The organism is Vibrio rotiferianus, assembly GCF_002214395.1.
In the GTDB taxonomy this organism is placed as follows: Bacteria; Pseudomonadota; Gammaproteobacteria; order Enterobacterales; family Vibrionaceae; genus Vibrio; species Vibrio rotiferianus.
Genome location: NZ_CP018311.1, coordinates 1,900,323 through 1,924,945, shown reverse-complemented (window position 1 = coordinate 1,924,945; position 24,623 = coordinate 1,900,323). Strand labels below are relative to the sequence as shown.

General features: G+C 46.6%; 19 protein-coding genes. 8 read left to right on the top strand and 11 right to left on the bottom strand.

From position 1 onward, the window contains the following. The first annotated feature begins 34 nt into the window (after positions 1-34). The 4 genes from BSZ04_RS08870 to BSZ04_RS08855 all read left to right on the top strand — a co-directional run bounded on the left by BSZ04_RS08870 (position 35) and on the right by BSZ04_RS08855 (position 6,196). Positions 35-1,108 carry an efflux RND transporter periplasmic adaptor subunit gene (locus BSZ04_RS08870; RefSeq protein ID WP_038884000.1) on the top strand — a complete coding sequence of 358 codons (1,074 nt, stop codon included), beginning with the start codon at positions 35-37 and terminating at the stop codon, positions 1,106-1,108. Continuing rightward, on the top strand, positions 1,108-2,169 hold the full coding sequence (locus tag BSZ04_RS08865; protein ID WP_071234468.1) for an efflux RND transporter periplasmic adaptor subunit: 1,062 nt from the start codon (positions 1,108-1,110) through the stop codon (positions 2,167-2,169). The genes BSZ04_RS08870 and BSZ04_RS08865 overlap by 1 nt, the downstream gene beginning before the upstream one ends. After that, on the top strand, positions 2,169-5,228 hold the full coding sequence (locus BSZ04_RS08860; protein WP_010451965.1) for an efflux RND transporter permease subunit: 3,060 nt from the start codon (positions 2,169-2,171) through the stop codon (positions 5,226-5,228). Before BSZ04_RS08865 ends, BSZ04_RS08860 begins: the two co-directional genes overlap by 1 nt. Before the next feature lie 254 nt (positions 5,229-5,482). Continuing rightward, positions 5,483-6,196 carry a hypothetical protein gene (locus BSZ04_RS08855; RefSeq protein ID WP_088880195.1) on the top strand — a complete coding sequence of 238 codons (714 nt, stop codon included), beginning with the start codon at positions 5,483-5,485 and terminating at the stop codon, positions 6,194-6,196. A gap of 215 nt (positions 6,197-6,411) precedes the next feature. Here the strand turns inward: BSZ04_RS08855 and fruA are convergent, their stop codons facing one another. Genes fruA through fruB form a run of 3 tightly spaced genes read right to left on the bottom strand, consistent with a single transcriptional unit; the run spans position 6,412 to position 10,284 of the window. Continuing rightward, on the bottom strand, positions 6,412-8,145 hold the full coding sequence (gene fruA / locus BSZ04_RS08850; protein ID WP_088880194.1) for a PTS fructose transporter subunit IIBC: 1,734 nt from the start codon (positions 8,143-8,145) through the stop codon (positions 6,412-6,414). A gap of 19 nt (positions 8,146-8,164) precedes the next feature. Then, positions 8,165-9,139, bottom strand: coding sequence for a 1-phosphofructokinase (gene pfkB, locus BSZ04_RS08845; RefSeq protein WP_088880193.1), 975 nt, complete (start codon positions 9,137-9,139; stop codon positions 8,165-8,167). Positions 9,140-9,150: 11 nt separating this feature from the next. Continuing rightward, positions 9,151-10,284 carry a fused PTS fructose transporter subunit IIA/HPr protein gene (fruB, locus tag BSZ04_RS08840; RefSeq protein ID WP_088880192.1) on the bottom strand — a complete coding sequence of 378 codons (1,134 nt, stop codon included), beginning with the start codon at positions 10,282-10,284 and terminating at the stop codon, positions 9,151-9,153. 416 nt (positions 10,285-10,700) lie between these two features. On the opposite strand from fruB, the gene cra reads away from it, so the two are divergent. After that, complete coding sequence (gene cra, locus BSZ04_RS08835; protein WP_088880191.1) at positions 10,701-11,696, top strand: catabolite repressor/activator; 996 nt, start codon at positions 10,701-10,703, stop codon at positions 11,694-11,696. Here cra and BSZ04_RS08830 read toward each other — a convergent pair. After that, entirely contained in the window at positions 11,686-12,639 is a 954-nt protein-coding gene (locus BSZ04_RS08830; protein WP_088880190.1) for an endonuclease/exonuclease/phosphatase family protein, read from the bottom strand. The genes cra and BSZ04_RS08830 overlap by 11 nt on opposite strands. A 126-nt stretch (positions 12,640-12,765) precedes the next feature. On the opposite strand from BSZ04_RS08830, the gene BSZ04_RS08825 reads away from it, so the two are divergent. After that, positions 12,766-13,305 (top strand): RNA-binding S4 domain-containing protein, encoded by a 540-nt coding sequence (locus BSZ04_RS08825; RefSeq protein ID WP_045385158.1) that lies wholly within the window; start codon positions 12,766-12,768, stop codon positions 13,303-13,305. 113 nt (positions 13,306-13,418) lie between these two features. On the opposite strand, the gene BSZ04_RS08820 is transcribed toward BSZ04_RS08825, so the two are convergent. The 7 genes from BSZ04_RS08820 to BSZ04_RS08790 form a co-directional block, all read right to left on the bottom strand. Continuing rightward, positions 13,419-14,237 (bottom strand): EAL domain-containing protein, encoded by an 819-nt coding sequence (locus BSZ04_RS08820; protein WP_071234477.1) that lies wholly within the window; start codon positions 14,235-14,237, stop codon positions 13,419-13,421. A gap of 92 nt (positions 14,238-14,329) precedes the next feature. Next, entirely contained in the window at positions 14,330-15,250 is a 921-nt protein-coding gene (locus BSZ04_RS08815; protein WP_088880189.1) for an amino acid ABC transporter permease, read from the bottom strand. Between the two features lie 78 nt (positions 15,251-15,328). Continuing rightward, a complete protein-coding gene (locus BSZ04_RS08810) occupies positions 15,329-16,147 on the bottom strand; it encodes a transporter substrate-binding domain-containing protein (RefSeq protein WP_045385164.1) in 819 nt (272 codons plus the stop codon). Between the two features lie 9 nt (positions 16,148-16,156). Continuing rightward, positions 16,157-16,954 carry an amino acid ABC transporter permease gene (locus BSZ04_RS08805; protein ID WP_045385167.1) on the bottom strand — a complete coding sequence of 266 codons (798 nt, stop codon included), beginning with the start codon at positions 16,952-16,954 and terminating at the stop codon, positions 16,157-16,159. 3 nt (positions 16,955-16,957) lie between these two features. Then, complete coding sequence (locus BSZ04_RS08800) at positions 16,958-17,692, bottom strand: amino acid ABC transporter ATP-binding protein (protein ID WP_088880258.1); 735 nt, start codon at positions 17,690-17,692, stop codon at positions 16,958-16,960. A 131-nt stretch (positions 17,693-17,823) separates the two neighbouring features. Next, positions 17,824-18,462, bottom strand: coding sequence for a lysoplasmalogenase (locus tag BSZ04_RS08795; RefSeq protein ID WP_088880188.1), 639 nt, complete (start codon positions 18,460-18,462; stop codon positions 17,824-17,826). 237 nt (positions 18,463-18,699) lie between these two features. Further along, positions 18,700-19,848 (bottom strand): iron-containing alcohol dehydrogenase, encoded by a 1,149-nt coding sequence (locus tag BSZ04_RS08790; protein WP_088880187.1) that lies wholly within the window; start codon positions 19,846-19,848, stop codon positions 18,700-18,702. A 181-nt stretch (positions 19,849-20,029) separates the two neighbouring features. Here BSZ04_RS08790 and BSZ04_RS08785 point away from each other — a divergent pair, with 181 nt between their 5' ends. Both BSZ04_RS08785 and BSZ04_RS08780 read left to right on the top strand, forming a co-directional pair. Further along, the gene (locus BSZ04_RS08785) at positions 20,030-20,929 is read left to right on the top strand and encodes an AraC family transcriptional regulator (protein ID WP_010451928.1); all 900 of its coding nucleotides are present in this window, start codon (positions 20,030-20,032) and stop codon (positions 20,927-20,929) included. A 444-nt stretch (positions 20,930-21,373) separates the two neighbouring features. Next, positions 21,374-24,535 carry a chitinase C-terminal domain-containing protein gene (locus BSZ04_RS08780; RefSeq protein ID WP_088880186.1) on the top strand — a complete coding sequence of 1,054 codons (3,162 nt, stop codon included), beginning with the start codon at positions 21,374-21,376 and terminating at the stop codon, positions 24,533-24,535. Positions 24,536-24,623: the final 88 nt, after the last annotated feature.

The following is a 24,623-nucleotide window of genomic DNA, read 5'->3' as shown; positions in this document are numbered from 1 at the left end:
TGTGTAGTAAATATTAAGTCGATGGAGAAAGCCAGTGCGAAAACAATATCTAAAGCGCACATTTGTCGGAGCCGCGGTGGCATTAAGCCTCGCTACGATGCTGACAGGGTGTAACAAAGCCGTATCAGAACCGTCCGAGCCATTAATCAAACCTGTGAAATTGCTTGCTGTTAATGATCTGACGGTTGCCGATTCTGATGCATTCCTTGCACGAATAGATGCAACCTACAGAGCCCAACTTTCATTTCAGGTAGGTGGCGAGATTGAGAAGTTGATCGTGCGAATGGGTGAAGAAGTGAAGCAGGGCGATGTGCTTGCAACGCTAGACCCTAAAGATTTGCAGTTGGCGCTTGATGCGTCACAGGCACAGTACTCTTTGGCTAAGACTCAGTGGGAACGCTCGAAGAGCTTGTACAACAAGAAGTTGATCAGTGCTGATAGCTATGACCAGCAAGAAACGCAATACAAAGCGGCATTAGCAAATCTAGAACAAGCGAAGACCGACTTAAGCTACACAGAAATTCATGCGCCGTTCGATGGTGTGGTGTCTTATACGTATGTGAAGCCATACCAAGTGGTTGCGGCGAAACAAGAAATCCTGAACTTGATCGACAATACCACCTTGGATGTGTCGTTCACTTTGCCTGTGACTTACGCTGAAGCTGTGTCATTGAACTCTCTAAAAGACGCAGAAATGTGGGTCACCATGGACAGCGAGCCTAACAATCGCATCCAAGGTAAGTTCAAAGAAATCTCAACTCAACCAAATGCCGATACCAACAGCTATGAAGCGATTGTGACGATTACTCGTCCTTCTGATCGTAACTTGCTGACGGGTATGACGGGTCAAGTACACATCGCTAAGCAAAACGTTTCTAACGCCATGACGCTGCCAAATGCAGCTTGGGTGTCGAAAGATGCGAATCAAGGCGAGGTATGGGTTATGGACAGTGAAACACAACAGGTGAATAAGGTGACCTTGTCACTAAATGCCAATGGTGGTGTGGAGTCTGGTCTTGATAACAATGACTACGTTGTCATCGCAGGTGTTGAGCGCCTAGTAGAAGGCCAAGTAGTGAAAGCTTGGGTTCGTGAGGAAGGTATCTAATGAAACGTTCACTATTCACAGTATCGGCTATTGCGCTTGCAGTACTGACGGGTTGTAACAGTACGGATGAAGTCGTGGCAGAGCAGCCACTGTATGTCTCGACGGTGTCTGTTGATGTACCGGTGAAAAGCCAATTTCGCACATTTAAAGGTCAGGTCGTTCCTGCCGAGCAAACGCCAATTGCATTCCGCCGTGCGGGTGAAGTGCAGCACGTGTTAGTTAAAGCAGGCGACACTGTGAAACAAGGCCAGATGATCGCTAAGCTGGACGACAGCAAAGAGAAGCAAGCGGTAAACGATGCAGAAGCGCAATATACGTTAGCGATTCGTCAGCTTAAACGTGGTGAAGAACTGCATAACCGCCAAATGATATCGAAAGCGGAGTTGGATGAGCTAACGGCGAACAAAGAGCTGGCGGAAGCAAACTTCTACAACGCAACCAACCAACTGAACTACACGCGTCTGTTTGCACCGTTTGCGGGCAAAGTTTCTGATGTATTCAAAGAGCGCTTTGAGCGTGTGGCAATTGGTGAGCCAGTTCTAAACCTATATCAAAGTGACAAAGTCTATGTTCGTATCGAGCTATCAGATAATGTATTGGCAATGGTGAATCCAAATACTCAGAGCATGAGCTACCAGCCTCAGGCGACATTTTCGGGTGATACACAATCTTACCCGTTAGATTACTTAGAGCACACCAGCGAGCCGAACGCACAAACCCAAACTTACCAAATGTACCTAACCATGCCGCAACCGGAACAAGAGATTCTGCCGGGCACCAGCGTGAGTGTTGCTGTGGATATGGTCGAAGCGGGCATTACTTCTATTGACGGTTACAACATTCCAATGACGGCGCTTCAAGCAGGCAGTCATACTGGTGAGTTTTTTGTTTGGAAATTAAATGGTGACGCTGTCACTAAAGTGGAAGTGACCATCGACCAAGTGAATGGCGAAGGTGCGATTGTGTCATCAGGTGTTGCTCAAGGCGATGTATTAGTGAATTCCAGCTTACGCAAACTGCGCGAAGGTAAGCATGTGGATGTGGTGGAGAAACAACAATAATGAGCATTGCTGAATACTCAATTAAGAACAAAGTCATCAGCTGGCTGTTCATCGTTATTCTAGCGGTCGGCGGTGTGACGTCGTTCCTAGAACTAGGTCGATTGGAAGACCCAGCATTTACCATTAAAGATGCGATGGTGATTGCAACCTACCCAGGTGCAACGTCTAAAGAAGTAGAAGAAGAGCTGACGTATCCGCTTGAAAAAGAGATTCGTAAGCTGCCTTACATCGATAAGATCACGTCAACGTCTTCAAGTGGTATGTCGCAGATTATGGTGAGTATGAAGATGGACTACGGTCCGGATGAACTGCCGCAAATCTGGGATGAAATGCGTCGTAAAATCAACGATCTGCAACCAACTTTGCCGCAAGGCGTTCAATCTCTGCAAATCATTGATGACTTTGGTGACGTGTACGGCGTGATGCTGATGCTAACGGGTGACGACTATGATTACGTCGAACTAAAACGTTACGCAGACCAACTGACGCGTGAGCTTGAGCTGATCGATGGCGTGGGTAAAGTGGACATCGCGGGTGACCAACAAGAGATGTTGTTTGTTGAGATCTCATTGGATCGCTTGGCAGCTCTGAACCTCGACATGAATGTGATTTCGGGTTTGCTGAACCAGCAGAACAACGTGGTTTCTGCTGGCGAGGTGATGGTAAACGGCGAGAGCCTTATTATTCGCCCAAGCGGTACATTAAACACCGTAGAAGCACTAGAAAACCTGATCATTCATGGTCGCGATACGGGTAACCTGATTCGCTTGAAAGATGTGGCGACCATTAGCCGTGGCATTCAAGAAAAACCAGGCAATGTACTGCTGTACAACGGCAAGAAAGCGATCAACATCGGTATTTCGTTTGCCTCTGGCGTAAACGTAGTGGAAGTAGGCCAACGTATCGAAGCTGAACTGGCAAGCCTTGAGAGTATTAAACCTGCAGGGCTTGATATGAACTACTTCTACAACCAATCGCAAGAAGTAGATGACTCTGTAAAAGCGTTTGTTATTAGTTTGGCTGAAGCAGTAGCGATCGTAATTATCGTGTTGCTGTTTACCATGGGCCTGCGCAGTGGCGTGATCATTGGTTTGGTTCTTCTATTGACGGTATTCGGTACCTTCATCTTGATGAACTACAACAACATTGAGCTGCACCGTATTTCCCTTGGTGCGTTGATCATTGCGCTCGGTATGTTGGTGGACAACGCCATCGTGGTGGTGGAGGGGATATTGGTTGGCCTTAAGAAGGGACGAACCAAAGTTCAAGCCGCAACAGATATCGTGAAACAAACTCAGTGGCCGCTACTTGGTGCGACTGTCATTGCTATTACCGCGTTTGCGCCTATCGGTCTGTCACAAGATGCAACTGGTGAGTTCATGGGTTCTCTGTTCTGGGTTCTGTGTTTCTCGCTATTCTTGAGCTGGATTACGGCGATTACGCTAACGCCATTCCTAGCGGATCTTCTATTGAAAGAGGAAGACAAAGGCGCAGATGCTGAAGACGAAGACCCGTACAAAGGTTGGTTGTTCGTGGCGTTCGGTGCGTCTCTTAAACTGGCTCTGCGTTTCCGTTGGTTGACGGTAGCAGGTATGGTGGCATTACTTGTTGGCGCTGTGGTTTCGTTTGGCAGTGTGAAGCAACAGTTCTTCCCACCTTCAAACACGCCGATGTTCTACGTTGATATGTGGATGCCAGAAGGGACCGACATTCGCGAGACCATCAAGAAAGCGGAAGAAGTTGAAAGCTATATTCGCACTCAAGATGATATCGACTTTGTATCCGTATCGATTGGTCAAGGTCTGCAACGTTTCGCTCTGACTTATCAACCGGAGAAGAGCTATGAAGCCTATGCGCAGTTCCAAGTTCGTACCACCGACCGTGAGAACATGTTCAAGCTTCTACATAAGTTGGATGACAGCCTAGCTAAGACGTTTGATAAGCCAACGTTCCAGTTCAAACTGATGGAATTCGGTCCGTCGCCAGCGTCTAAGATTGAAGCGCGCATTACTGGCCCGGATCCACAAGTGCTGCGTGATTTAGCGGTACAAGTCGAAGACATTTTGCATACCGACCCAGGTGCTCGTAACATTCGCCACGACTGGCGTGAGCGCACCAAAGAGTTAGTGCCGGTATTTAACGAATCAAAAGCACGTCGCTTGGGTATCTCAAAAGAAGATCTTTCAAGCACGCTACAGATGGCATTTGGCGGTAGTGCACTTGGCTTCCTACGTGATGGTACCCACACGCTGCCTATCGTTACTCGTTTGCCAGAAGCAGAACGTGTGGACTTTGAGTCACTGCAGAACGTGAATATCTGGAGTCCGTCTCTACAAACGTACATCCCGGTAGATCAAGTAATTGATGGTGTGAAGCTAGATTGGGAAGAGCCGTTGATCCAACGTCGTGACCGTAAGCGTACTCTAACGGTATTGGCTGACCACGATGTGCTGAGTGACGATACCGCGGCAAGCTTGTTTGCACGTGTACAACCGAAAGTAATGGCGCTGCACATTCCTGAAGGCTACGAAATTACGTGGGGCGGTGAATACGAATCATCGAAAGATGCACAAGAAGGTCTGTTTGGCTCACTGCCGATGGGTTACTTGTTGATGTTCATCATTACGATGCTGCTGTTTAACTCACTTAAGAAACCACTGGTTATTTGGTTTACGGTTCCGCTATCAATTATCGGTGTTTCGTTTGGTTTGTTAACCACTAACATGCCATTCAGCTTTACCGCGTTCCTTGGTTTATTGAGTTTGAGCGGTATGATTCTGAAAAACGGTATCGTACTTCTAGACCAAATCAACCTTGAGCTAGAGTCGGGCAAGGATCCTTACTTAGCGATTGTTGATAGTGCAATTAGCCGCGTACGTCCAGTAAGCATGGCAGCACTAACAACGATTCTGGGTATGATTCCATTGGTGTTCGATGCGTTCTTTGGCTCAATGGCAATTACGATTATGGCAGGCCTTGGTTTTGCTACAGTGCTTACGTTGATTGTTGTCCCAGTCATGTTTGCAATTCTGTTTAAGATCAAACCAACCACTGCATAAGGGACTTCCTGGCTTTTATTATTGTCAGATTCCTGCCTAGCCCTGGGGACTTTCCTCAGGGCTTTTTTGATCTTGGCGTATAGGGACGAGAATCGAGATACGAGAGGAAGAAGACAGAGACGAGAAGAAGGTAAAGTCGAAAAGGAGGGCTGGTGGTTTGATGCACACCTTGCTGATTTTTATGATTTTCTTACAAGCGATTGAGCAATCATGGGTATACTTACGTTAATTCATCAATATAAGAGCGAACGCAAATGAACAATCGCGGATTACAAGGACTCTTCCTTTTAGGTTCACTAACGCTTATTGGCTGTTCTTCTACAGACGGTATTTCTACCGATAATGCTGACTCTCAAGTGTCTGTAGAGGTAAAAAGCGCCGATGCAGCGACCATTGCAACTTGGATTGACCAAAGTGTTTTGATGCCGCAGGGGCTTTCTTTGGAGACTGACAAGATCCGATACATGACTGGGTCTGCTGATTTGAACAGCGATGGTTCAGCAGAGCACTTTGTCCTTCTTCAAGATCGTTACTTCTGCGGAAGTGGTGGTTGCGCTGCCTACATGTTCGATAACAGTGGCAAGGTGCTCAATCGTATGTCGGTGACCAGAACGCCTGTGGTATTAGCAGACAGCTTCAGCAATGGTTGGCAAGACTTTATTGTGTGGAGTAACGGTGCATACCGCCAAATGAGCTTTAATGGTGAGTCTTACCCAAGTAATCCGTCGTTAGAGCCTAAGGTTGATCGTGATACCAATGTACAGGCTGCTATTGCTTATGTAATGGCGACAGAGCTATACCAACAAGATGGTTACGATATTTTGCCTGCGGATGATAAAGAGATCTGGACGCCAGCAAATATATACCACTTCACGTTTAAGCATTATGGAGACCCACACAGTGTGTATCAGGCCACGGTCAATATCGACAGTGGGGATGTGGATATCGAATCGGTACCGATGCAATAAATCGACTTGTTAAACAAGAAAAGGGTGAACACTTATTATAAGCGTTCGCCCTTTGTTTTAGGTGCTCATGTACGCGATATGGTGTTTGTTTTCGTAAGGCTTTCGAGGTTACTAGGGCACAATAAAAAACACCTCCCAAAGCCGAGGCTAGAGGGAGGTGTCGAATGCCAAATCGAGGGAGGCATTGTTAACTGTTATTTAATCGCTGTTTGCGATTAAGCTGCAGCTTGTCGTTTCGCTTCTGATTTGTTCTTTAGGAACGCGTAAGTGAAGCCCGTTACCGCTGTACCTGCTGCAATTGCTACCAAGTACATCAGTACCGGAGAGATTGCGTTAGGGATTAGCAGTACGAACAAACCACCGTGTGGTGCCATTAGTTTTGCGCCAAACAGCATAGATAGAGCACCTGTTAGTGCGCCACCAGCCATACATGATGGGATTACACGCATTGGATCTTTCGCTGCGAATGGGATTGCACCTTCAGAGATAAAGCACAGACCAAGAACGAATGATGCTTTACCCGCTTCACGCTCGCTTTGCTCAAACTTGTTCTTAGCAAGGAATGTCGCAAGGCCCATACCAAGTGCTGGAACCATACCTGCTGCCATGATTGCCGCCATTGGTGCGTAAGTTTGCGAAGCCAATAGACCCACACCGAATGCGTAAGCGGCTTTGTTTACCGGACCACCAAGGTCGAAACACATCATTGCGCCAAGGATAATACCCAGTAGAACTGCGCTGTCAGAACCCATGTTGTTTAGGAAGTCAGTCAGGCCGTTCATGATGCCTGAAACCGGACCACCTACGATGTAAATCATCACCAGACCAGTGAACAAGGTTGCCACAAATGGGATGATCAGAATCGGTTTAAGCGCTTCCATCGATTGTGGCAGTTTCACTTTGTCAGCAAGGAACTTCGCTGCGTAACCGGCAATGAAACCTGCTGCGATACCACCAAGGAAACCTGCGCCAGTTGAGCTAGCAAGCATACCGCCAACTAGACCCGGAGCCAGACCCGGGCGGTCAGCGATAGAGAAGGCGATGTAACCAGCAAGTACCGGAATCATCAGAGCGAATGCCGAGCCACCACCGATGTTCATTAGCGCTGCTGCTAGCGTGCCTTCTTCTTTAAACGCTTCGATACCAAATACGAAGGATAGGGCGATGATCAAACCACCAGCAACCACAACAGGAAGCATGTGCGATACACCTGTCATTAGGTGTTTGTATGCGCCTTTCTTCTCTTCTGTTGCTGATGATGCGCTAGAAGAGCCAGAGTGTTGGTATACGCTTGCTTGTTCAAACGCTTTGTCCATCTCTTCAGCCGTTTTCTTAAGAGCTGGACCAGTCTTAGTGCGGTACATCTTTTTGCCGTTGAAGCGGTCTAGAGGCACTTCGATATCGGCTGCGATGATCACTAGATCTGCGTCTGCGATTTCTTGGTCAGTCAGTTGGTTTTTTGCCCCTACTGAACCACGCGTTTCCACTTTGATTTGGTGACCACGACGTTTGCCTTCTTCCTCTAGCGCTTCTGCTGCCATGAAGGTGTGTGCTACGCCAGTTGGACATGCTGTAATCGCAACGATCTTCTTCGTCGCTGATGCGCTTTCTACTGGCGCTGCTACGGTTGTTGCTTGCTCTAGTGTTGCCGCGCTTTTAACAGCAGTTTGTAAGAAAGCGGATGCGTCTTTTGCAACGGTGCTGATATCTGCTTGGTAGACTTTTTTACCTACGAAACGAGAAGTATCAACTGGAGTGTTAGCCGCAATTACGATCGCTTCTGCTTGTTCAATGTCAGCGTCTGTCAGTAGCGTTGGTTCAACGATGTTTGATTGGCATTCAATCTTAGCGTTCCAACCCAGCTTCGCCGCTGCTTGTTCTAGTAGGCCTGCCGCTATGATGCTGTTCGCAACACCGCTTGGACAAGCTGTAATAATGGCAATATTCATACTGATAACCTTCTGTTCCTTAGTTTTTGTCTAAGTTCGTATTAGGGTAAAGCTCGCTTACTTGCGTTTGGAGCTTGATGTTCTCCAGTTCTTCCTGACTGGTTAGGCCAACGCCAACTTGGCTCACTGCTAGGGCAGAAAGCGCTGTAGCGAAGCGCAGTAAATCGTTTTTCGGCATCACTTGCATGTGACCCCAGCACAAGCCCGCGACAAGCGTATCGCCGGCGCCAACGGTGCTAACTACATTCATTCGTGGTGGTTGGGCACGCAGCCATTCACCTTGGTTAAGCCACATCACGCCGTCTGCACCCATAGAAACCACGATGTTCTCAATGCCTTTATCGCTTAACGTTTGTGCTGCTGCTTGGCATTGCTCTGGGGTGGTTAGGTGCTCGCCAACAAAGTCGCTTAGCTCTTCATCGTTTGGTTTGATCAACCAAGGGTGCGCGTCGATGCCCGCACGCAACGCTGCTTTGCTGCTATCGAACAGTACTTTTTTGCCTTGCTGATGTAGCTTTTCTATCCACGCCGCACATTGCTCTGCGGTTACGCCGCCTGGTAGGCTGCCAGCAAGTACGAAATAGTCGTGTGTCTCTGCTAGGCGGAATAGTGTTTGTTCAAAGCACTCAATTTCTTCTGTCGTTACTTGAACACCAGGGAAGTTGATGTCGCTCACTTGGCCACTAGCTTCCACCAGTTTTACGTTGATACGCGTTGCGCCTTCGACTTCAACAAATTCGTTTTTCACTTTGATGTCGTCGAATAGCTGGTGGAATAGCTCTGGGTTGTCTTTGCCAAGAAAGCCTGTCACGGTCACGTCTGCACCTAGGTCACTTAGTACCTTCGCCACGTTTACGCCTTTGCCTGCTGCATGCAGGTTGCTCTCTTCTACAAGGCTAACTGAACCTACTTTTAGCGAGTCCAATGAACCAGTTAGATCAAGGGCTGGGTTAAGCGTGATGGTAACGACTTTGTTTGTTTTCAATTCGGTCATTCTCTCGCTCCTTAACCTTCACCAAGACCAGAAGCGATCGCTTTACCGATAGACTCAATTGCCAGCTCTGCATCTGGGCCTTCAGCAGAGAATTGAAGCTGGTGGCCGTGTTTCACGCCAAGTGCGATAACTTTCATTAGGCTCTTCGCATTTACCACTTTGCCATCACCGTCAAGGTTTGCTACTCGAATGTTCGATTCGAATTTCTTCGCTTCAGCAACCAGCATTGCACCTGGACGAGCGTGTAGGCCGTGAGCATTCTTGATCTTGAAGACCGCTGTATTGCCATCTTCAGCCGCTTCTGTAGCCATTTCTTCGCCTTTGAATAGAGCAAGAATCTGTTCAGCAGACGCATCAAGTAGTTTGTTGTGTTCATTGTTAAACACAAGCTTAGAAATTGTGCTTAAGATAGATTGATGTGCGTTGTTGCAAGCAGCAAAAGCGACTAGAGCGCGAACTTTCTCACCTTCAAACTCACAGAAGTTGGCGGTTGACACAAAAGCAACACCAGTGCGAGTGACTTGCTTATCGCTACCAACTAGCCATAGGCCTTGGCCAAGGTGTGTCGGTGTTTTCGTTACTAGGTCAGCTACAAACTCTGTACCAGCACAACCTGTGTTTTTAAGTAGGCCGCCCGCAACCGCGCTCATTTGAACCATGTCGCTTGCTGGGAACTGAAGCTGAATCAAAGATGCATCGAAATCCGCTTCGAGTTGAACATCACCATGAAGTAGGGCGATGATATCGTCTTCACTTTTCGCGTCACGTAGACGCGCTTCAACACCGTCAGCACCCAGTACTTTGGTTAGCTGCTTAAGAATGCCTAAGTGTTCATCTGATTTTGCTGCGATACCGATAGCAACGAATACTTTATTGCCGTCACCCCATTCAACGCCTTCTGGGAAGTGGTGAACCGCAACGCCAGTGGTTTTCACCATTGAACGTGTATCGGTTGTTCCATGTGGAATCGCAATACCGTTACCCAAGAATGTTGAGTTTTGGTTTTCACGGTTTAGCATGCCTTCTACGTAGCCTTGTTCAACCAGACCTTTGTCTGTCAGGCTTTGAGCGATGTTTTTGATCGCTTCAAACTTATCTGTAGCGGTTTGAGATAGGGTAATGTCGTTCTTACTTAGCTTAAGCATGGTGCTTCTCCAGCCTTAAGGTATCTATTTCTAATTCATCTTGGTTACGCAGTGCGCTTATCTATGCGTAACGCCGTTTATCTGTTGTTTGCTGACGCGGTGTATCTCTTGCTGCGCAGTATGCTTATCAATATAAGCTGCTTAACAATGAACTGAATCGATTCAGCAATTGGGCAAATTTTTAAAGCATTCAGCGAAACCGTTTTTAAAATCATAGGGTAATCAATCATTGCTTTATTGTGTCTATAGCTTCGTAAAGCGAGTCTGCAATGGGTGATTTTGGTGATTCTCGTCAATTTTTGAGTTTTGCTGAATCCTTTCAGCTTTTATACTGAATCGGTTCAGCATATAATTCAACTTATCGAAGGATCATTGATGTATTAATATGATCCTGCGCACAGAATAAGGCTTACGATATGACACTGGATGAGATAGCAAAATTGGCTGGGGTTTCTAAGACCACAGCAAGCTATGTGATTAACGGAAAGGCGCAGAAGTACCGCATTAGCGAGAAGACCCAAAAGAAAGTGATGGCGGTAGTCGAGCAATACAACTACAAGCCGGATCACGCCGCGTCTTCACTGAGGGCAGGCAATTCACGCTCGTTCGGATTAATCATTCCTGATTTAGAGAACACCAGTTACGCACGTCTAGCAAAGCTGATTGAGCAGAACTCGCGTAAAGCGGGCTATCAGATTCTAATTGGTTGCTCAGATGACAATCCACAAACTGAAGAGAAGGTCGCAGAAGCGCTGGTTAGTCGCCGCATTGATGCGTTGTTTGTGGCGAGCAGTATGCCAGCAGCCAGCGAGTATTACTTAAAGCTGCAAAACTCGGGCACGCCAGTTATCGCACTCGACCGTCCTATGGATGATGAACACTTTTGTTGTGTGATCAGTGAAGATTTCGATGCGGCATTTGAGCTTACCGAATCGGTGCTGTCTTCGGAAATTGAATCCATCGGTTTGATTGGCGCACTGGAAGAGCTTCAAGTCTCTAAAGAGCGCGAACTGGGTTTCCGTTCTGCTTGCCAGCAAGAGGGGAAAGAGGTGCTTGTGGGTTATGGCCAGCACTTCTCTCGTGAGGAAGGCAAGAAAGTGCTGGAAGAGTGGATTGCAAAAGGCCAACTACCTGATGCGGTAGTGACGATGTCTTACACTTTATTGGAAGGCGTGTTGGACGTGATGTTAGAAAAGCCAGAACTGATGGGAAAAGTACGTTTGGCCACCTTTGGTGATAACCGCTTACTGGACTTCCTGCCAATCAAAATCAACTCGCTACCACAGCAATTTGAGCTGATTGCCGACAGCGCAATGGAGCTTGCACTTAACGCTTCAGCGAAACGCTATAAAGCGGGTGTAGAGTTGATTCCACGTAAGATTGTAAAGCGCCACACCGACGCTAAAGCTTAATTTCTACCGTCAGCGCCACAAATGCGTGGTCGCTGGCGTTCTTATCTCTCTCAAACGACGGATTGATTAAGTGCGAATCCAGCACTTGGTAGTTCGTGACTTCCGCTATTGATACATCGGCATGCGCATCAAACTCCTGCGACAGTAAGATATAATCCAACACGTTTCCTTTGGCAAAATGGTAGTGTGTCGCCGGTCGTGACTCTAGCGACGGTGACATTTGTAACTCCCAGCCATCGTTGAGTTGTAAATCAGTGACGCTGTCACCGTAATGCTCGGTCAAAACATTGTTAACGCTCGTTGGAGTGATGGCTTGGTTCATGTCGCCCATTAATACTGTCGGCATTGGAATCAATGCGTACTGCCTTTGCATGGCGTCGCGCAGCATTGCTGCTTCCCAACCCCTTTGTTGTGTCGATAGCCAGCGGGCAATCGGTCGGCTTGCTTGTTCAGGTGTATCTGAGTCTGCAGGGCGTTGTGACTTCAAATGTGTGACGTACACAGAGATATGACCAATGATAGGGTGAACAATGCAGGCGCGAACGGGTTTGCGGCTGAAAGTTGGCGCGTCAATTTCACCAAAGGCATTGAGTGTCTCTTTATCGAATGTAACTGCTTCAAAGCTTTCAATTGGAAAGCGTGAGGCGACAGCGACAACAGGGCGAGAGTAGATGTAATCGCCTTCGATATGTGGCGTGTCGACCGTGGCAAAGTACTCGTAGCCTATTTCGGCAAAGAACGCTTTGGTCTCTTCTATGCTAAATACTTCTTGTAAGCCAATGACATCAGGATCGAGCTGTTCGAATTGCGATTTGGTCCAAGCGAGTTTGTCGTGCCAATCATCGAGTGAGTAGATGTTCTCGAAATCATAATACGCACCAGGTGGAGCAATAAAGTTAAACAGGTTGGCGCTGGCAAAGGTAATGTGGTTCTTATTAGACAAAATATCGCTCGTTCAAGGAGTTATTGGGTGAGTATATACCCAATTGGACAAGTTGAGTGAAGATCACGTTTCTATTTGTACGCATTCCGTTTAAACTCCGTTCATCAAGAAAAATGAGTAATGAACATGACCCAAGATTACGAACACGAAGAGTATTTAGAAGGCGAAGAGATTGAGATCGAAGCGATCGGTATCGACGTTGACGCGCACCCAATTGAGCTGTACAAGCTTTTCAAAATCGCAAACTTGGTGAGTGGCGGTGGTGAAGCAAAACACATCATCGAAGAAGGTTACGTAGCGGTAAATGGTGAGCTAGAAACGCGTAAACGTCGCAAAATGTACGACGGTGATTTCTTCGAGTTCAACCAAGAATATTATGTCGTTGTGTGTGATGCGCCAGTGACTGAGCCGGAAACTGCTGAGCAAAAAGCAGAGAAGAAGGCGAAGAAAGAAGCGCAAGCGGCACGTAAAGAAAAGTCTCGCTCGAAAAAGAGCGAGAAAGCGAACGTTAAGGGCCCTAAATCAACGGGTCGTAAAGCAGCACACAAAGAGCGTAAAGCTCAGCAAGAAGCGCTGTCGCAGTCAGCTAAGAAAGGTAAGAAAGCAGACAAGCCTCAAGCGGTTCGCGATCCTAAGAGTGGTCGTAACTCCATCGACTTCTTCTAAGCGTTTCCTTTCGATATTAAAATCGACGTAAACAGAAAAGCGCTGCCTTGGTGAGTAACCTAGGCGGCGCTTTTGTATCTAAAACGATTTAATCTGTATCTTCGATAATGCGTTTAATGCAGAACTTTGGCATTGGCTTTTTGCACTGTCCAATGGTGGATTGATTTCGGCTTTCCTAGATAGAACCCTTGATAAAAGTCTACGCAGAGCGCTTGCATTGCAGCCAGTTGGTTCTCTTGCTCGACGCCTTCAATCACAACCTTCGCGCCTAAATTCTGTGCGAGCTCCATAGCGCTGAAGACGGCATCTTCGTTACCATTGCAGAACTCTAATAAATAAGAACGGTCAATCTTGATAATATCAGGACAGAGTTGAAGAACTCTTTTTTGGTCGGAATACTGGGCGCCGTAGTCATCAATTGCGAATAGGAAACCACTGGCTTTAAGCTTTTCGACGGCCTTTATAAGGCTCTCTGTTTCTTCACAATGCTGTTCAATTACTTCAAAAACAACGTCGCTCGTCTCCATATTAAGGGCTTTTAAACGTTGATAAAGCAACCCTGTATCTTTGAACCCCATATCGGTGGTTAGCGTGAGTAGGGCGGCAGGCATGACGTTTAAGAACAACTTAACCCCAGAGCCAGCAAAGTGCTTGGCAAAATTTCGTATATGGATAGCGCGACTTAGGAATTCTACTGCAAGACGGAAACTCTTATCCCAACTGTTGTCGGAGAAGAAGATGTCTGGTCGGATTGAAACACCATCTACGGTTTCGATACGAAGGAGAGCCTCCATACCAATGAGTGTTCTTGAGTGGTCAAAAATAGGCTGATATACGCTTCTAAAGACAAATTGATGAAGATGCACGCAATGCTCTCCATTCTCGTCAATCCGAATATAGCGTTCATAATCAGATTGTTTTGTTAGCTCCATGCTATGTACCGAATGCTATTCATATTTTCAATGTAACAACATGAAGGTTCTATTGAAACCCCATTCGGTATCGAATTGCGAGGCTTATTGAGTTAATTTGAAATAGATTCCGTTTTTTTCTCGATGTACCTAAAAAACATTGATAGACCGAAACAAATCAGGAAGTAAACAAAGCCGACAATGAGCCAAATTTCGAAAATGTAGCCTGAAGAGTTCGCCATTTCTGTACCGACAAAGGTCATTTCTTGAATTGAGATCAGTGAAACGATTGAGGTGTCTTTGACCAAAGAAATAGTTTGCCCTGCAAGCGCTGGTGTAATGGCTTTTAGTACCTGCGGCGCAATGACGAAGCGATACTTGACCCAAGATGAAAGACCGAGAGAGTCTGCCGCTTCCCATTGGCCTTTATCAACGCTCTGTAATCCCGCACGCACCACTTCTGCAATGTAAGCAGAAGAAAGCAGACCAACACAAAGTACGCCGGATGCCAAGTTTTCCCAAAGATTCGCTGGGCCGAATAGGAAGTGTTGAATAGCGTTAGGTTCGCCACGGTAGTTGCGAAGAAGATCTTCTAACCCAAGTAACGGAATTAGCTGGTTAGAAATAAAGAAATAGAAGATAAATACGAACACCAATGGTGGGATATTTCGTACCAACTGAATAAACGCGTTGGCGGGTGTGCGCAACCAGACAGCATCTGAGAAGCGTGCCAGACCGAGTAGGGTACCCAATACCAGCGCAAAGGTTATGCCCCAGAGGCTAAGGCGTAAGGTTGAAATTAAGCCTTGAAAAAAATATGGTAAACCACCGTCTGATCTGGGTGTGAATAACAGATCAATCGCATCTTTCCAATGCCAGATGTAATTAACACCAACAGTTGAACGATGGTAGAGCCAAACCCCAACAAACGCACAGATGGCCAGTAGCACCCAATCGAGTGCGTTAAAACGGCTGAAGAAAAAGCCTGAATTAGATTTGGTTGGTGCAACGCGAGAGGTGGTTTGTCCGCTCAAGGTTCGACTCCGTTAGTAAAGAAGAAACCGACCCGCTAAACGAGTCGGTGTATTTAGTTATTGCAAACGTTGGGGGCGTTATTGACCTTGTGCAATTTGGTCTTGCCAATCTAGCGTTGAGAACCAGTATTCGTAACGCTCATCTAGCCAACCATCTTGAGTACGTGCTTCAATCCATTTGTTGAAGAAGGCTTTTTTGTCTTCCTCACCTAAACGAACAGCAAAGGCTTCGTTACCTTTCGATAGACGCTCTGTAAATGGAATGAATAGTTTGTCTGCGTGTTTGACCGCTTCGTGCTCTGGTTTTGGGCTTGATGCGATTACAGCGTGCGCATTTCCGTTAAGGACTTCTTGAAATGCTTGAGCATCGTCATCGAATTGAAGGATCTTTGCTTTAGGGAAGGTTTCGCGCGCAACTTGGACGGTGAATGCACCGCGACGAGCGGCAATTTTCACGCGGCGAGAGTTGAAATCAGAAAACTCACTAAAGCCTTCGGCTAACTCTTTGTTTGCCGCGACTTGAACGCCAGAGTGGGAATAAGGTTCGGTGAACAGCACGCTCTTAGAACGTTCAGGGGTAATCGACATTCCGCCAATGATAACGTCAAACTTTTTCGCCAACAGAGCAGGGATAATTCCGTCCCATGCTGTCGGTACGAATTCGACTTTTAAGCCAGAATCAGCAGCAAGTCGTTTTGCTACGTCGATTTCAAAACCAATTAGCTCACCTTGCTTATTACGCATCGCCCATGGTACGAATGTCGACATACCAACGCGAAGCGTGCCGCGCTCTTTAATTTGGTCTACGTTTGGTGTTGCTGCTTCTTCATTGGCTAATGAAGGTAAAGCAATCGCAAGCCCCAGTAATGCAGTAATGGTCGCTTTGAATAACTTCATGTTATCTCCTTATAATTTGCGCCAACTGGCTCCTAGTTTGTGTTCCAGCCAAGCGGATAAGCCAGAAAGTGATAATGTGAGAGCAAGGTAGATTGCTGCCACAGTAAACCAGATTTCAAATGGCATCGCCGTTTCAGAGACGATGTTTCTTGCCTCGGTTGTGAGGTCGAATATTGCCATCACACTGACGATTGAAGAGTTCTTAATCAGAGAAACCACTTCATTGGTCAATGGTGGCAGGGTACGTTGAAGTACCTGCGGAAGAATCACGTCTTTGTAGGCGAAGAAAGGGGATAGCCCTAAGGTCTTCGCCGCTTCAAACTGACCTTTTGGAATGCTATTTAAGCCTGCACGGAATATTTCTGCAGTGTAAGCACCTTGGAACAGCGATAACGCTAAGACCGCAGTGCTGAACCTGTCTAAGCCAATAACAGGGCCAAACACGAAGTAGAGCAGGTAAATCTGCACTAGTAGCGGCGTGTTGCGAATCAACTCTACATAAGCCGTACCCATCGCGTTACCCACTTTGGAGTTGCTCAGACGCAGCAACGCAGTGACGAAACCAATAACCAAAGTGAAGAATAGACTAAGTGCAGAGATTTTTAGGGTAACGAGTAGGCCATCTACTAATTCTGCAGGCCACCATTCCCCATCTTCATAAAAGGCGATGTAGTCTGGCACACGCTCCCATTGCCATTGATAACCCATCGCTTGTGCTCCGGAATCGAGCACCCAAACGATCGCAACCAATAAAATCGCGATTTGTAATATGGCTTGTAAAACGGGTTTTAGGATTCGAAATACCATCGGCTAGTAGCTCAGAATCTGATTTAAAAACGCTTGAGTGCGAGGGTGCTGTGGTGTCTCAAAGAGTGCGATTGGTGAGTTCATCTCGATGATTTCCCCTTCATCCATAAACACCACTCGATTCGCGACCTTCTTCGCAAAACCCATTTCGTGAGTCACACAAATCATGGTCATGCCGCTTTGTGCAAGTTCAACCATGACGTCTAATACTTCGTTGATCATTTCAGGATCGAGCGCAGACGTTGGTTCATCGAACAATAATAGGTCAGGTTCCATGCAAAGCGAACGGGCAATTGCGACACGCTGTTGCTGACCACCGGAAAGCTGAATGGGGTACTTGTTGGCTTGCTCTTCGATGTTAACGCGTTTGAGATACTGCATCGCGCGCTTTTCCGCTTCTTGTTTAGAAAGCTTAAGCCTGCGAATAGGGGCAAGGGTGAGGTTTTCTAAAACCGTAAGGTGTGGAAACAGATGAAAGTGTTGAAACACCATACCCACTTTGCCAGGTTTTTGCATTTTAGAATCGGCTGGCTGTTCGAAAACGCTGAGCTCGCCTTCTTGAATAGATTCTAAGTGGTTGATACAACGGATAAGTGTGGATTTACCTGAACCAGAAGGGCCGCATACAACAACGATTTCACCGGTGTGTACTGAAAAATTAATATCTTTAAGGGCGTGGTATTCACCGTACCACTTGTTTACGCCGCTGAACTCTACGACGATATTTTTCTCTTTCAAGGCTGCCAACTTTTCGAATAAATTTCTTTATACAATAACAAGTTATTAACTGTGTTGCACCTGTTTCTCAGGTCTAAACTGTCCAACTGGTGAGTAAATAACTCATTACAAAACTACCAATGTACTCAGGTTTAAAGAAAACGGATCACTATAGCGGAGACGGACATGGTAATAAGGAGTTGTGCTGAGTAATAGGTCGCCATGGCGACTTGGCGGGAAAATGTCGAAGTGCTGCCAAAGCGTTCAAACGCAATCACGGTGCCGGACATAGTGAAAATGAAACTACCTAAGACCGCGAAAGCCGAAGATTGAGTCTTACCTGCAGCATAATACTCCATCGACATCCATAACATCGTCATCAAAACGATGATATAGCTGGCGACTGACCATTTCTCTTTCCCTAAATCAGGTTTAAAGAATAAGTACGCACAGATGCCGAAGCCCAAAACCGCAAAGGGCAGCCAAGGCGTAAAGTGCCAAGCGGCAATTTGGATGAAGCCTAATGCATAGCATGTTAAAGCGGCACAAAAAAACTTTATTCCTTGAGTGAAGCTATCCTTTGGATACATCATCACTAAATCCCCAATTAGTGATAATAAGAGCCCTGAAATAATCCATTTTGCGTAAGGAAGCTGGATTGCTGGAGACAGTAACAACATACCGATCATAGCAATAATCGGTATTGGTTTCGTCGTAAAGAACAGCCATTTAGGACCGGTCTTGATGCTGATGATGTGTATGAACGCACTGGCAATAATAATTAGCCACATACGATGAACCTTTGAATAGACATTTTCCCCTTCGGACCGTCGCGAGACAGCAAACTACTGTTTCTTTTATTTTAGTTTTGGAATGAGTATTTGCTGCGTTTAATGGATAAGTTAGATTAAATTATCGCAAATAGCGCATTTACTTATTATTTCTGTCCAAATTAACATAAAAAAACGGCATTGAGCTCAAAAGAACTCAATGCCGTGAAAAAGGCAGTAAATTGATAGGTTGGGTTGTTATGCTACCGCTAGGTCTAGGATCTTGCGGCTGTTTTCTAAATCAATTGCCTGGTTTTCACCCAACACCGTCATGCCGTGTTTGTTTAGCTGAGCGATCACAGAATCAATAGCGGCTTCACGGTCATCTCCGTACCCTTCAAGTTGAGTTGCTACGCCTAGCTGGTGGTAGAAAGCTTCGATGGCTTGAATAGTGCGCTCTGCCAAATCTTCGCCTTCTGCTAAGCCAAATACGTTGCGACCCATTTGCTCAAGCTTAGGGCGTTTGAATTGCATTTGGTTGCGAAGTAGCGATGGTTGGATGATAGCCAGTGAACGCGCGTGGTCTACGTGCCAAAGCGCTGTCAGTTCATGGCCAATCATGTGTGTCGCCCAGTCTTGAGGGACACCGCTACCGATGAGACCGTTTAATGCTTGGTTTGCTGTCCACATTAGGTTTGCACGCCATTGGTCGTTATCGCGCTCTTCGAACTGATCACCCAGCACTTTTAGGTTTTTCAGTAGTGCCTCTGCGTAACCGTCTTGAACCATTGCGCCCGTTGGCAGTGTTAGGTATTGCTCACAAACGTGAACCCATGCATCCACAAGACCGTTGATAAGCTGACGCTCAGGTAGGGTCTTCATTACGTCTGGGTCAAGAACCGCAAACTTCGGCTGAACTGCAGGTGCTAAGAACGCCAATTTATCTTGCGTTTCTTTCTTAGTGATTACAGCACCCATGTTTGACTCAGAGCCTGTTGCTGGAAGAGTAAGGATGGCGGCCAGCGGTGTTGCTTCTGTTACTTGATGTTTGCCCACCATGATATCCCAGCCATCACCGTCGTATTTCGCTGATGCTGCAACGTACTTAGAACCATCAATAACTGAACCACCACCAACAGCAAGAATAAAATCAACGTTTTGTTCTTTGGCGATAGCAACTGCTTTATCTAGCGTTTCCTTCGTTGGGTTTGGCTCCACGCCTGAAAATTCAAGCCATTCACGGCCTTCTAAGGCTTGTGCTACTTGGCCATAAACACCGTTGTTCTTGATAGAGCCGCCACCGTAGATAACAAGTACTTTTTGATCGGCAGGAATCGCCTCTTTAATTGCCGCGATTTGGCCTTGGCCAAAGAAGATTTTAGTAGGGTTGACGTATGAAAAGTTCATTATTAGACCTCTTGCTTCCAATGTGAGGAGAGTGAATACATGCATATTAGTACGCGGTTTTGTCTGTGAGTAGACCGATTTCTGCAAATTTATTGCCTATTTCTACAAATTTGCCTCTCTTGTGCTGGAACTGTAATCAGAACTCCAAGTATAGTGCGTGGGTAATGATTGGAGTGAAGCAATGAAGACACTAGCTGAGACAATGCAGCAATATGCCACTAAGTTTGGCCTAGATGATTTAGAGGGTATTAAAGAAACCGCGATTGATGGCGTGTGGTTTTATCGCAGCAGTAAAGGTAACAATCGTCAACCTTTCGTATATCAATCCGGTGTCATTGTTTTGGGACAAGGGTATAAGAACATCCACATCGGTCAGACTCCAGTTCGCTATGGACCAGACGACTACTTGGTGGTTGGGGTTCCTATGCCGTTAGAGTGTGAAGCGATTGCAGTCGACAATGAACCGCTGCTTGGGATTTCCATTGATATCTCTCCAGCTATGTTGCAAAAACTCGTCAAAAAACTGGAATCACAACGTTTTAGTAATGTCTGTGAAGACTCGACTCGTTGTGGTCTAAAGTCAGTTCGTATGAACGAGCAGATGTTGGATGCGTGCAAGCGTTTGATGACTGCGTTGTGCGACGAGCTGGAAGTGGCGATGCTTGGTGACATGTTATTGGAAGAAATTGTTTATCGAACGCTAGTAAGTGAGTCGGGACACGTTTTATTTGATCTGGCATACCAAGAAGGCTCATATGCCAGAGTAGCCAAAGCGCTTAATCGAGTTCATCAAGAGTATCATGAACAGCTCAATGTTCAGACGCTTGCCGAAGAAGCAAATATGAGCATATCAGCATTTCACCAAGCATTCAGAGCCGTTACTTTAGAATCCCCGTTGCAGTACATTAAAAAAGTTCGACTGAATAAAGCACGAGAACTCATTCAGTTAGAAGGAAAAAGGGTGAATGATGCAGCTCGACTTGTTGGCTACAGTAGCCCGTCTCAGTTTAGCCGTGAGTACAAACGTCATTTCAATGAAACACCTAGAATGACCAAGTTACCAACAGAAAGCGCGGGCTGACTCTAACAAGTGTGGTGCAGCAGCGGTGAGTGAAAACACGATTTTGTAGAATAGGGGGATTGAACCTGTATTTTGACACTTGCCTGAACAGCTCTTTGTGTTTCGAAAAAGCAATCAACTCTATACCGCAAAGCATTGAAAAACGTTAAAAAGTGGCAAGGTAATCTGGAACGGGTACACCAAATTTAGAATTTTGTTCTACTTATTCAGCACTTTGCGAGGGATATATTTATTTGCACTTTAAAATTAGTTATTGGTGCAAAATAAGTTGCGTTTTGTTGCAGTGTTTTAGTGGTTTGTTGCGATGTGCTGTTGAAAATTTATAAATATTTAGTGTGAAAATCTGTCGTTGTACTTAAGTTATTTTACGTCGAAATAAAAGTAAAAGTGCGTTTTATGTGACGTGTTTACTATCGTATTAACAACAACTTAAGGAAGAGCACTATGCACCTTAGAAACGGGAAAGCGGCAAAGAGTGTATTCACACTCAGTACTTTGACTGCATCTTGTCTAATGGCATTCAACAGCTATGCAGCGGTTGATTGTACACCTCTAGAAACTTGGGATTCATCAAAAGTTTATAATGGTGGTGATCAAGTTCAGCACGAAAATAGCGCATATAAAGCGCGCTACTGGACGCAAAACAACAACCCAGCTCAATCAGGTGAATGGGGTGAGTGGGAGAACCTTGGCGCTTGTGATGGCGGCCCTGTTGATCCACCACTTAACGAAGTACCGACTGTTTCACTAACTTCTCCTTCTGCGTCGGCCTCTATCACAGCTGGTGACGTCGTTAACCTTGCCGCAGACGCTGCAGACACAGACGGTACAGTCAGCAAAGTGGAGTTCTTTGTTGACGGCGCATTGGTTGGCACATCAACTGCAGCACCTTTCACTGCTTCATGGACGGCGACAGAGGGTGTTCATGAGTTCTCAACTAAAGCTTATGACGACAAAAATGCAGCGAGCACAGTAAGTGCTGTTACGTTGACAGTCGCTGCTGGTCAACCTGGTAACGAAGCGCCAACGGTAGACGTAGCGCTATCAGCCACTTCTGTTGAGCTTGGCGGTACGGTAACAGTTTCAGCTACTGCGGCAGACGCAGATGGTACCGTTGCTAAAGTTGAGTTCTTTGCCGCAGGTGCACTGATTGGTACAGCGACCGCTGCGCCTTACGCTGTGGATTTCACTCCAGCAGCGGCAGGCTCGGTATCGATTTACGCTAAAGCGACTGACGATGCTGGCGCAACAACAGATTCTTCCCTTGTATCGCTATCAGTTAATGGCGGTGCAGTCACTTCAAACTGTCGTCCTGATGGCCTGTACCAAACGGCTGGTGTGGATGTTCCTTACTGTACGATTTACGACAAAGACGGCCGTGAATTGATGGGGGCCGATCACCCACGTCGTGTGATTGGTTACTTCACAAGTTGGCGTAGTGGTGATGATCCACAAGCGGCTTACCTTGTGAAAGACATTCCTTGGGATCAGCTAACTCACATTAACTACGCGTTTGTAAGCATCGGTTCAGACGGTAAAGTGAACGTAGGTGATGTGACTGATCCAACTAACCCTGCAACCGGTAAAACTTGGCCGGGTGTAGAAGTGGACCCGGCACTAGGCTTTAAAGGTCACTTTGGTGCACTTGCTACCTACAAGCAAAAGCATGACGTTAAAACGCTGATCTCGATCGGTGGTTGGGCTGAAACAGGTGGTCACTTCGGCGCAGACGGCAATCGTGTTGCGGATGGTGGCTTCTACACGATGACAACCAACGCAGACGGTTCAATCAACCACGCAGGTATCGAGAAGTTCGCGACTTCTGCAGTTGAAATGATGCGTACCTACAAATTCGATGGTCTAGATATCGACTACGAGTATCCAACGTCGATGGCGGGGGCAGGCAACCCTTACGATAAAGACTTCATGGAACCACGCCGTCCATACCTATGGGCTTCTTACCAAGTGCTAATGAAGGTTCTACGTGAAAAACTGGATGCAGCATCTGCACAAGATGGGCATCACTACATGTTGACCATCGCAGCGCCTTCTTCGGGCTATCTGCTGCGTGGTATGGAAACCTTCGATGTGACTAAGTACCTCGATTACGTCAACATCATGTCTTACGACTTACACGGTGCTTGGAATGATCACGTTGGTCACAATGCGGCACTGTTCGATACAGGTAAAGACTCTGAGCTTGCACAGTGGAATGTGTATGGTACAGCGGCTTACGGCGGCATCGGCTACTTGAACACTGACTGGGCTTACCATTACTTCCGCGGTTCTATGCCTGCTGGTCGTATCAACATTGGTGTGCCTTACTACACCCGTGGTTGGCAAGGGGTAACAGGTGGTGAGAATGGTCTTTGGGGACGTGCGGCGCTACCGAACCAATCAGAGTGTGCTCCTGGTACTGGCGAAGGCGAGAAGAATAACTGTGGTCACGGCGCTCTAGGTATCGATAACATGTGGCATGATACCGATCCTAAGGGCAACGAAATGGGAGCAGGTTCTAACCCAATGTGGCACGCGAAGAACCTAGAGAAAGGTATTTGGGGTTCTTATGCTCAAGCTTACGGTTTAGATCCAGTCAACGATCCTACAGACCAATTGGTGGGCACGTACACGCGTAACTACGATGATATTGCAGTCGCACCATGGCTATGGAACGCAGAGAAGAGTGTATTCCTGTCAACAGAAGACAAAGCGTCTGTTGAAGTGAAAGCAGACTACGTTATCGATAAAGAGATCGGCGGTATCATGTTCTGGGAACTAGCAGGTGACTACAACTGTTACGTACTAGACGCGAACGGTAACCGTACGATGATTGATGCAACTGAACAGGCTTGTGCTGCGGGTAATGGTGAGTACCACATGGGTAACACTATGACTAAAGCGATTTACGACAAGTTTAAGTCTGCAACACCTTACGGTAACAAGATCGCGACAGGTGCTATCCCAACAGAAGCTGTTGATATCGCAGTGAGCGTTGGTGGCTTTAAAGTGGGTGACCAAAACTACCCAATCAACCCTAAGATCACGTTCACAAACAACACAGGTCAAGCGATTCCTGGTGGTACTGAATTCCAGTTCGATATTCCTGTATCGGCACCGGATAACGCGAAAGATCAGTCTGGTGGTGGCCTAAGCGTGATTGCTTCTGGACATACTCGTGCGAACAACATTGGTGGTTTGGATGGTGTAATGCACCGTGTATCTTTCTCGCTACCAGCATGGAAAGACCTACCAGCGGGCGGCACTTACGAGCTTGATATGGTTTACTACCTACCAATCTCTGGCCCTGCTAACTACACGGTGATTTCTGGCGGTAAAGAGTTCGCGTTCAAGTTTGAGCAACCAGACCTACCAATCGGTGACTTAAACTCTGGCACTGGTGGTGGCGGTGGTACTGAGCCTGGTACTTGTGACACAACAGGCCTTGTGACTTACCCAGACTTCCCACAAACGGACTGGCAAGGTAACCCAAGCCACGCTAACCAAGGTGATAAAGTGATTCACAATGGTGTGGTATACCAAGCAAACTGGTGGACAGCATCAGAGCCGGGGAGTGATGGTAGCTGGTCGACAGTATGTAATATCTAATCCATATTGAAAGCATGACAAAAGCGCGCGATTTACATCGCGCGCTTTTTTATTGTGTGTGTTTGATATTATTGTGTTGCTTTGAACT

Coding starts and splice junctions, on each gene's coding strand:
- BSZ04_RS08865 (WP_071234468.1), top strand. CDS start 1,108: ATGAAACGTTCACTATTCACAGTATCGGCTATTGCGCTTGCAGTACTG.
- BSZ04_RS08860 (WP_010451965.1), top strand. CDS start 2,169: ATGAGCATTGCTGAATACTCAATTAAGAACAAAGTCATCAGCTGGCTG.
- BSZ04_RS08855 (WP_088880195.1), top strand. CDS start 5,483: ATGAACAATCGCGGATTACAAGGACTCTTCCTTTTAGGTTCACTAACG.
- fruA (WP_088880194.1), bottom strand. CDS start 8,145: ATGAATATTGCCATTATTACAGCTTGTCCAAGCGGTGTTGCGAACAGC.
- pfkB (WP_088880193.1), bottom strand. CDS start 9,139: ATGACCGAATTGAAAACAAACAAAGTCGTTACCATCACGCTTAACCCA.
- fruB (WP_088880192.1), bottom strand. CDS start 10,284: ATGCTTAAGCTAAGTAAGAACGACATTACCCTATCTCAAACCGCTACA.
- cra (WP_088880191.1), top strand. CDS start 10,701: ATGACACTGGATGAGATAGCAAAATTGGCTGGGGTTTCTAAGACCACA.
- BSZ04_RS08825 (WP_045385158.1), top strand. CDS start 12,766: ATGACCCAAGATTACGAACACGAAGAGTATTTAGAAGGCGAAGAGATT.
- BSZ04_RS08820 (WP_071234477.1), bottom strand. CDS start 14,237: ATGGAGCTAACAAAACAATCTGATTATGAACGCTATATTCGGATTGAC.
- BSZ04_RS08810 (WP_045385164.1), bottom strand. CDS start 16,147: ATGAAGTTATTCAAAGCGACCATTACTGCATTACTGGGGCTTGCGATT.
- BSZ04_RS08805 (WP_045385167.1), bottom strand. CDS start 16,954: ATGGTATTTCGAATCCTAAAACCCGTTTTACAAGCCATATTACAAATC.
- BSZ04_RS08795 (WP_088880188.1), bottom strand. CDS start 18,462: ATGTGGCTAATTATTATTGCCAGTGCGTTCATACACATCATCAGCATC.
- BSZ04_RS08790 (WP_088880187.1), bottom strand. CDS start 19,848: ATGAACTTTTCATACGTCAACCCTACTAAAATCTTCTTTGGCCAAGGC.
- BSZ04_RS08785 (WP_010451928.1), top strand. CDS start 20,030: ATGAAGACACTAGCTGAGACAATGCAGCAATATGCCACTAAGTTTGGC.
- BSZ04_RS08780 (WP_088880186.1), top strand. CDS start 21,374: ATGCACCTTAGAAACGGGAAAGCGGCAAAGAGTGTATTCACACTCAGT.